This is a genomic window from Albimonas sp., assembly GCF_055129145.1.
Genome location: NZ_JBSRTQ010000191.1, coordinates 1 through 6,943, shown reverse-complemented (window position 1 = coordinate 6,943; position 6,943 = coordinate 1). Strand labels below are relative to the sequence as shown.

Genomic DNA, 6,943 nt, shown 5'->3' with positions numbered 1-6,943 from the left:
GTCCGCGCCCCGCGGCTGCGGCGGCTGGCGCGGGGCGTGGCCGCGGCGCTGAGGCCGCGCTCGGGGCGCTGAACTCGGTCCCGGCGCGTTAAGTCTTCGGCAAGTCGGACATCACTAAAAGGCATGGAGCGGCCGCTTGCGGGGCGCGGGCGATCGGCATAAATCCGCGCCTCGTTCGGCGAGGCCTTGGCGACGAAATCGCTGCGGCGGCCCGACGCGTCCGGAGGGGGCTCCGGACTTTTATGGGGCTTGAGATGAACATCATCGGACTCTTCCGCGCGGCCGGCGTATCGGCCGCCTTTTCGCTGTGCGTTCTCGCTCTGCCGGCAGCGGCTTCCACCTTGTGGGAAGCCGATGTCGCTGGCGGCGAATTCAGCGCCGATTACCGCTCGCCGACCGTGGTCGGCGCCGACGTCACCGCGATCAGCGGCGTCGGCGGCAACAGCTCGGACGATTACTTCATGTTCACCGGCCTCGAGGCGGGTGAACTGACGCTGTCCTTCGCCGCGCCGGCGGGCGTCGACTATTCCTACTCCGCCGGCGGCGTGGTGCTGTGGGACACCAGCCCCTTCGATTACGAGTGGGACGGCACGCGGCTGTCGACCAGCCTGCAGATCGACTATTACACCCGCGGCCAGTCCCTGACGCTGACGTTGCCGAAAGATTTCCTCGGCACGCTCTACCTCGCGTTGAACTTCACCCATGGCGAGGGGCTGACCTACAACATCAACGACTTCCGCACGGAAGCGGGGCTGCGGCCGGTCGAGACCGGCAAGACCGGCGGCGCGGCGGACGACATGAACATGGGCAAGGGCGTCGACTCGGCGACCTTGGGCGGCGAGCCTTCGGCGGCGCTCGGCGGCGCTGTGGTGCCGCTGCCGGCGCCCCTGCTGCTGCTGGGCTCGTCGCTGGTCGGTCTCGGACTTCTGCGCCGAAACGCCTGGCGGCGCCCCGCCTGAGCGCAGGCCCGACCTGAAAACGCCCCCGCGCCGGACCTGGCGCGGGGGCGTTTCGCTTTGCGGTTTCGGCGGGGGAGAGCCGCGTCAGCCCAGACGGGCGCCGGCGGGGATCGGCTTGCCGCGCAGCGCGGTTTCAGCGTCCTGCACGGCGCGGCCGGCGCGCTGCATGCGGGTGATGCGCAGGGCCGTGCCCTCGCCGCAGGCCACCAGCAGGGCGGCGTCCAGCGTCTCGCCGGGCGCGCCTGCGCCGGGCTCGGGCCGGGCCAGCAGGATCTTGATCCGCTCGCCGTCGAGTTCCGTCCAGGCGCCGGGGAAGGGGGCGAGGCCGCGGATCCGACGGTCGAGCGTCTCGGCCGGCAGGGACCAGTCGAGCCGGGCTTCGGCCTTGTCGATCTTGGCGGCGTATTCGACGCCCGCGTCGGGCTGCGGCGTCCCGGTCTCGCCGGCCTCGATCCGGGGCAGCGCCTCGACCATCAGGGCGGCGCCCATGGCCGACAGCCGGTCATGCAGGTCGCCGGCGGTGTCTGCGGGGCCGATGGGCGTGCGCGCCTCGGCCAGCACCGGCCCGGTGTCGAGACCGGCTTCCATCCGCATCACGTCGACCCCGGTCTCGGCGTCGCCTTCCATGATCGCGCGCTGGATCGGGGCTGCGCCGCGCCAGCGGGGCAGGAGGGAGGCGTGGACGTTCCAGCACCCGAGCCGCGGCGCATCCAGCACCGCGCGCGGCAGAATCAGCCCGTAGGCGACCACAACCGCGGCGTCGAGCGCCAGCCCCGCGAAACCCGCCTGCGCGTCGGGATCGCGGAGGGTGGCGGGGGTGCGCACCTCGATCCCCATCGCCTCGGCCGCCTCATGCACCGGGGAGGGGCGAGGTTTCTTGCCGCGGCCGGCGGGGCGGGGCGGTTGCGAATAGACGCAGGCCACCTCATGCTCTGCTGCGACCAGCGCGCGCAGCACGGGAACCGAGAAGTCGGGCGTGCCCATGAAGGCGAGGCGCATGGGCGGGGCTCCTGTGGTGGGTGGGAAAGGGCCGGGCTCAGCCGTCGTCCTTCGCCCGCTCCCGCTTCAGTTTCTTCATCTTCTGGGTGATCAGGCTGCGCTTCACCGCGCCGAGATAGTCGATGAAGAGCTTGCCGTTGAGGTGGTCGATCTCGTGCTGGGCGCAGGTGGCGCCGAGACCGTCGAACTCGGCCTCCTGCGCCGTCCCCTCGCGGTCGAGAAACCGGACCCGGACGCGGGCGGGGCGGGTGACCTCCTCATAGATCTCGGGGATCGAGAGGCAGCCTTCCTCATAGGTCGAGGTCTCTTCCGACGCCCACACGATCTCGGGGTCGATCATGGCCAGCGGCGCGCGGGGCGTCTCCTTGTCGGAGACGTCCATCACGAAGATCCGCTTCATCACGCCGATCTGCGGCCCGGCGAGGCCGACGCCGGGCGCGTCGTACATGGTGTCGAGCATGTCGTCGATCAGCTTGCGCGTGGCGTCGTCAACGCCGCCGAGCGCCTCGGCGACCTTCTTCAGGCGGGGATCCGGGTGGATCAGGATCGGTCGGATGCTCATGCGCGCGGAAATAAGCGTGCGGGCGGGGGCGGGTCAAGCGGATGCGGGGCCGCGGCGTGTCGACCGGGGGCGCCGCATCACTGGCGACGGCGCGCGATTCAGGCTTAAGTCCCCGCCGAAGGGGGTGATCGCGCCTCCGGTTCCCGTCCCGCCCTCCGCATGAGGAAGCCTCCATGTCCGCCACATTCGATTTCGACGCCCGCATCGACCGCCGCGGCACCCATTGCGGCAAGTGGGACAAGATGGAGACGCTGTTCGGCGTCAGCCCCGACGACGGCATCGCCATGTGGGTCGCGGACATGGATTTCCAGGCGCCCCCGGTGGTGCGCGAGGCGCTGCAGGGCGCGGTGGATCACGGCGTGTTCGGCTATTTCGGGAACGATTCCGACTACAAGGCCGCGGTGGCCGGCTGGATGAAGACCCGCCACGGCTGGACCATCGAGAACGAGTGGCTCGCCACAACCCATGGTCTGGTCGCGGGCGTGTCGCACTGCATCCGCGCCTATACGAACCCGGGCGACGGCGTCATCCTGTTCACCCCGGTCTACCATGCCTTCCACAAGATCATCGAGGCGAACGGCCGGCGCATCGTGCAGTCGCCGATGAGCCAGATCGACGGCCGCTACCGGATGGACCTCGACGCGCTGGCGGCCCAGCTCGACGGGACGGAGAAGATGGTGGTCTTCTGTTCGCCGCATAATCCGGGCGGGATGGTGTGGAGCGTGGAGGAGATCCGGGCGCTGGCGCAGTTCTGCGAGGCGCATGACCTGATCCTGATCTCGGACGAGGTGCATCACGACCTGGTGCTGCCCGGCGGGCCCAAGCACACCGTCGCGATGCTGGCAGCCCCCGAGCAGGCCGACCGCATGGTGATCATGGCCGCGGCCTCCAAGACCTTCAATCTGGCGGGCGGCATGACCGGGGGGGTGTTCATCCCCAACCCGGAGCTGCGCGCGAAATTCGCGGCCAAGCATGCGACCGCCGGGGCCTCGCCCAACTCCATGGGCATGCTGATGACCACCGCGGCCTATTCCGGCGGGGCGGAATGGCTGGACGCGCTGCTGGTCTATCTCGACGGCAACCGCCGGGTGTTCCATGACGCGGTGCAGGCGATCCCGGGGCTGAACTCGGTCTGGCCGGAGGCGACCTACATGGCCTGGGTCGATTTCGCCGGGACCGGCATGGGGACCCAGGAATTCACCGACCGGGTGGAGAAGGTGGCGAAGATCGCCGCCAATCATGGGCCCGCCTTCGGCATCGGCGGCGACAGTTTCCTGCGCTTCAACTTCGCGCTGCCGCGCGCGATGGTGCAAGAGGCGACGGAGCGGCTGGCCCACGCCTTCGGCGACCTGCAGTAACCGCGGCGCGTCTCGCGCCCGACAGGATTTTCAGGGGCCGCGAGCGTCGCGGCCCCGCCGGCACGCGCGCGAACAACGCGCGGCGGCGAACGGGGAGGAGCACGACATGACCATTTCGCTCTATGACGCGAGCGTGGCGAATTATCTGCAGACGCTGGAGGGCGTCTCGGGCTTCATGGCGAAGGCCGAGGCGCATTTCCGGGAGCAGGGCGTGGATCTCGAAGAGATCGTCGCGACCCGGCTGATCGCGGACATGGCCGACTTCCGGTTTCAGGTGGTGTCGATCCATCACCACTCCGCCGACGCGGCCGAGGCGCTGACCACCGGCGAATTCGGGATCCCGACCGACAAGCGGCCCCATGACTGGGCGGCGCTGAAGGGGTTGGTGGAGGAGGCGAAGACCGTCCTGAAGGCGCTGACGCCCGAGCAGGTCAACGCGCGGGCCGGGGCGGACGTCACCTTCCGGATGGGCGACTATGCGCGGCCCTTCACCGCCGAGAACTTCGTTCTGAGCTTCTCGCTGCCGAACTTCTATTTCCACGCGACGACGGCCTACGACATCCTGCGGATGAAGGGCGCGCCGATCGGCAAGCGCGACTTCGGCGGACCCCAGCGCGTCAAGGGCTGAGCCGGAGACCGCTCGTCCCTGACCTGCGCGCGGATGCCCCGCGCGCGGGCGGGGCCCGCGCCGGTCCGGCGCGGCCGGACCCCGGATGCGGGTCCGCATCCGGCGGGGCGGGGGGGACGGCGCCTGGCGGCGCCGTCTCCGGCCCCGGCGGGTGGGAAAAGCCCCGGCGCGGCGCCTGCGCGACCTGTCGGCCCGAAACGGTCCCGCCCGCGCCCACGCGGACGCGCGCCGCGGGCGGAACGCGGCCGCGCGCGGGCCGCGGACGCGGCGCCTTCCCTTCGCCGTCTCGCATGCGCACCCTGCGTCATGCTGCGGCGCCGCGGCCGGCGCGTTGACCTGCCCGGGGCAATAACCTACCTGTCCACGCGACCCCTCCAGACATTTCCTTTCGCGAAGGACGCCCGCCCGATGAGCTTCAAGGTCCAGCCGACGCCGCCCGCCCGCCCGAACCGCTGCCAGCTGTTCGGCCCGGGCTCCAACGCCAAGCTGCATCCGAAGATGGCCGCCTCCGCCGCCGACGTGATCAACCTCGACCTCGAGGACGCCGTCGCCCCCGCCGACAAGCCCCAGGCCCGCAAGCACATCATCGAGGCGATCAACACGCTCGACTGGGGCAAGAAGACCCTTTGCGTGCGCATCAACGGCCTCGACACGCCTTACTGGTATCGCGACGTGGTCGAGGTGCTGGAAGAGACCGACGGCCGGCTCGACATGATCATGATCCCCAAGGTGGGCTGCGCGGCCGACGTCTACGCGGTGGACGCGCTGGTCACCGCCATCGAGGCCGCCAAGGGCTCGACCAAGCGCATCGCGCTCGAGGTCATCATCGAGACCGCCGCGGGGCTCGCGCATGTCGAAGAGATCGCGGCGTCCTCCCCGCGCCTGCAGGCGATGAGCCTCGGCGCCGCGGATTTCGCCGCCTCCATGGGCATGTCGACCACCGGCATCGGGGGCACCCAGAAGAACTACTACATGCTGGCGGATGGCGAGGGCGAGCGCGCCGTCTCTTATCCCGACCCGTGGCACCACGTGACGTCGGCCATCGTTTCGGCCTGCCGCACCCATGGCATCCTGCCGGTGGACGGGCCGTTCGGCGACTTCTCGGACCCCGAAGGCTACCGCGCCCAGGCCCGCCGCTCCGCCACCATGGGCATGGTCGGCAAGTGGGCGATCCATCCCAATCAGATCGCGCTCGCCAACGAGGTGTTCACCCCCTCCGAAGAAGCCGTGGCCGAAGCGCGCGAGATCCTCGCCGCCATGGAGGAGGCCAAGCGCACCGGCCAGGGCGCGGCGGTCTACAAGGGCCGTCTGGTGGACCTCGCGTCCATCCGCCAGGCCGAGGTGATCGTGAAGCAGTCCGAGATGATCGCCGCGGCCTGATCGGACCGGCCGGGATTTCGAAGCGCCGCCTCCCGCAAGGGGGGCGGCGTTTGCGTCTGGGGGTCAGCGCCCGGCGCGGGCCTCGTCCAGCAGGCGGGCGGAGGCCGGCTCGATCCGGGCCTTCAGCAGGGCCATCAGCTCGGCCTTCGGCAGGCCGGGGGGGATGGGCTCGAGGAACTCGATCACCGCCGCGCCGGGGCGGCGAGCGATGCCGGAGCGCGGCCAGAAATGGCCTGCATTGGTGGCGACGGGGACGATGGGCAGCTGCAGCGCCTCCTGCAACGCGGCGACGCCGGACTTCCACGGCGCGTCGGCGCCGGGCGCGACGCGGGTGCCTTGTGGGAAGATCACCAGCTGGCCGGGCTCGGCATCCGCCGCGGCGGCCTGGACCATGGCCTGCAACGCCTTGCCGCGGGCGCTGCGGTCGATGGCCACGCAGCCCATGCGCTGCGCGTAAAACCCCAGCACCGGGGCCCAGACCAGCGACTGTTTCATCACGAAGCGCGGCCGGGTCAGCGCATGGGTCAGGATCATGATGTCGAGGAAGCTCTGGTGCTTGGCGGCGACGATCACCGCCCCCTGCGGGACCGGGCCGCGGATCTCGGCGCGCAGGCCGCAGATCAGGCGGGCGCCGGCGAGCTCCAGCCGCAGGTAGAAATGCATGATCGCCAGCGTCCAGCGCCGGGGCCCGAGCGCGGCGGCGGGGGCGCCCAGCAGCCCCACGACGGCCATCAGGCCGTAGGTCCACAGGACCAGGATCAGGCCGCGCAGATGGGTCATGCCGGGATCTCCAGAGCGGGAGGACGGGTCAAATCGGGTCCGCCGCGGCGCGCAGCGCGAGGCGGGCGCCGAGCCAGGCGGCGAGCGCGGTCCAGAGCGGGGGGGCGGCGAGCGCGGCCCAACTCCAACCCTCGGGGGTCAGCGCCGGGCGCGCCTCCGGCCCGCGGATCAGTTCGGGGGCGGCGAGCGCCAGGGCGACCAGGGCCGCGCCGAGCGCGCCGGCCCAGAACCCGCGCCACGCCGCCCGCCCGGCCCAGGCGAGCCGCAGCCGGCCCGG

Annotated in this window: 8 protein-coding genes; 4 read left to right on the top strand and 4 right to left on the bottom strand. The window is 71.2% G+C overall.

Going from position 1 to position 6,943, the window contains the following annotated elements; translation table 11 throughout:
* Nucleotides 1–341 precede the first annotated feature (341 nt).
* A complete protein-coding gene (locus ACTB72_RS19635; RefSeq protein ID WP_463038710.1) occupies nt 342–959 on the top strand; it encodes a hypothetical protein in 618 nt (205 codons plus the stop codon).
* A gap of 84 nt (nt 960–1,043) precedes the next feature.
* Here the strand turns inward: ACTB72_RS19635 and fmt are convergent, their stop codons facing one another.
* Both fmt and def read right to left on the bottom strand, forming a co-directional pair.
* Nucleotides 1,044–1,958: a methionyl-tRNA formyltransferase gene (gene fmt / locus ACTB72_RS19630; RefSeq protein ID WP_463038709.1), complete on the bottom strand. Its 915-nt coding sequence runs from the start codon at nt 1,956–1,958 to the stop codon at nt 1,044–1,046.
* 37 nt (nt 1,959–1,995) lie between these two features.
* Nucleotides 1,996–2,520 carry a peptide deformylase gene (def, locus tag ACTB72_RS19625; protein WP_463038708.1) on the bottom strand — a complete coding sequence of 175 codons (525 nt, stop codon included), beginning with the start codon at nt 2,518–2,520 and terminating at the stop codon, nt 1,996–1,998.
* A gap of 173 nt (nt 2,521–2,693) precedes the next feature.
* On the opposite strand from def, the gene ACTB72_RS19620 reads away from it, so the two are divergent.
* The 3 genes from ACTB72_RS19620 to ACTB72_RS19610 all read left to right on the top strand — a co-directional run bounded on the left by ACTB72_RS19620 (nt 2,694) and on the right by ACTB72_RS19610 (nt 5,886).
* On the top strand, nt 2,694–3,878 hold the full coding sequence (locus ACTB72_RS19620) for a MalY/PatB family protein (protein WP_463038707.1): 1,185 nt from the start codon (nt 2,694–2,696) through the stop codon (nt 3,876–3,878).
* 106 nt (nt 3,879–3,984) lie between these two features.
* Nucleotides 3,985–4,506: a DUF1993 domain-containing protein gene (locus tag ACTB72_RS19615; protein WP_463038706.1), complete on the top strand. Its 522-nt coding sequence runs from the start codon at nt 3,985–3,987 to the stop codon at nt 4,504–4,506.
* A gap of 408 nt (nt 4,507–4,914) precedes the next feature.
* Nucleotides 4,915–5,886 carry an HpcH/HpaI aldolase/citrate lyase family protein gene (locus ACTB72_RS19610; protein WP_463038705.1) on the top strand — a complete coding sequence of 324 codons (972 nt, stop codon included), beginning with the start codon at nt 4,915–4,917 and terminating at the stop codon, nt 5,884–5,886.
* Nucleotides 5,887–5,949: 63 nt separating this feature from the next.
* Here ACTB72_RS19610 and ACTB72_RS19605 read toward each other — a convergent pair whose 3' ends face one another.
* Both ACTB72_RS19605 and ACTB72_RS19600 read right to left on the bottom strand, forming a co-directional pair.
* Nucleotides 5,950–6,666: a lysophospholipid acyltransferase family protein gene (locus tag ACTB72_RS19605; protein WP_463038704.1), complete on the bottom strand. Its 717-nt coding sequence runs from the start codon at nt 6,664–6,666 to the stop codon at nt 5,950–5,952.
* A 28-nt stretch (nt 6,667–6,694) separates the two neighbouring features.
* Nucleotides 6,695–6,943: hypothetical protein (locus ACTB72_RS19600; RefSeq protein WP_463038703.1), on the bottom strand; the 249-nt coding region annotated here is incomplete at its 5' end.